The 1,202-nt window shown below is 47.7% G+C and carries 1 protein-coding gene; it reads right to left on the reverse strand.

What is annotated here, in order from left to right:
• Window positions 1-115: 115 nt before the first annotated feature.
• Window positions 116-1,202, reverse strand: a 1,087-nt coding sequence (locus F6K63_RS36950) for a transposase (RefSeq protein ID WP_287315022.1), incomplete at its 5' end; no start/stop codon positions are given.

Raw genomic sequence — 1,202 nt, forward strand, 5'->3', positions numbered from 1 at the left:
CTAGGCTCAGTGATCCTAATGGCAAACTGCGGCTCAGTGATCCCGAAAACCCGGCAGTTAAGGTGTTACCTGTTGATTGACTGACAGATTTAAGGAAAGGAACGGTTGACAAGAATCATTCGATAAAGCGGATAGCCGAAAATGAAAGAATCGGTGTAGCCGCTTGCTTGCGAGAGGCATAAACTGGTTCTGGATCATCACCGGGAATAAGCCAAGGAAAGTTGAGCAACTTACCGCCATGAGCGAGAGCGTGCTCGATCCATCGCCAACCGATTTTGAAATAGCTGAGCCCTCGATGCCAGTGAGTGTCAACGACATGTCGCCGTCCCATCTCGACGACGGCAGTGCCCGTGCTAACCAGATAGAGAGTCGCAACCGCCAAGATGAGGAATAATCGAGAAAGAGCGTCAGCATTGTCGATTTTACTAGACTCGATCTGAAAGCCACCTGATTTATCATCAAGGAAGCTTTCTTCAATATCGAAACGCCGAGCATAGGTGTCAAAAGTATCGATGCTCGTAGGTAAATCACTGACTAACGCCCATTTTTCATATCCATTTGGTGTTTTCATATGTCCGATGGCGAGATAAACAGGTCCAAAACGCCGCTCGGTTATCTGTACCGAGTCGAATAGATAGACTTCGCCTTTGCGAGGAATGAGATTCATAATTTTGCAGCGTCGCTTGAATGGCCGATGGACCACAATTGAACCTTTGAGCCGAAAAACGAAGTGCCAGCCCAACTCGACACAAAGGCTCATCAAGTCTACATCGTTGAATCCTCGGTCTGCGAGAAGTGTCACCTTGCAACGAGGCGGTAACAATCGAGCGGCCTCTCGAAGAATGCACTCATATTTCGCCAAGGCAACCGTCGCACTTTTTTGCTCAAGAACAACCCAGCACAGAGGCAATGAGCGACCTCGGTAGATAACGCTTACTCGTACAACAGCGTACTTGTTCCAGAGCATGGTTGGATCTAGGGCTAACTCGATTTTCTCATCTGACCAATCAATGAAGGCTAAGCTGGCTAGCTCTCGGTAGGTTTCATTCACCTTTATCTTGTCGTTATGAAGCCAACGCGAAAATTGCCGCTCTTTACTCGATGCTTTTACTTTTCCAGGGCGATACAGGCTCCATATGCTTAGATGGACTGTGCTGCTTACTATCAATCCGACTATTGCCCATACAAATGTCCCTACGTTA

Origin of the sequence: Moorena sp. SIO1G6 (genome assembly GCF_010672795.1) — a bacterium.
In the GTDB taxonomy this organism is placed as follows: domain Bacteria; phylum Cyanobacteriota; class Cyanobacteriia; order Cyanobacteriales; family Coleofasciculaceae; genus Moorena; species Moorena producens.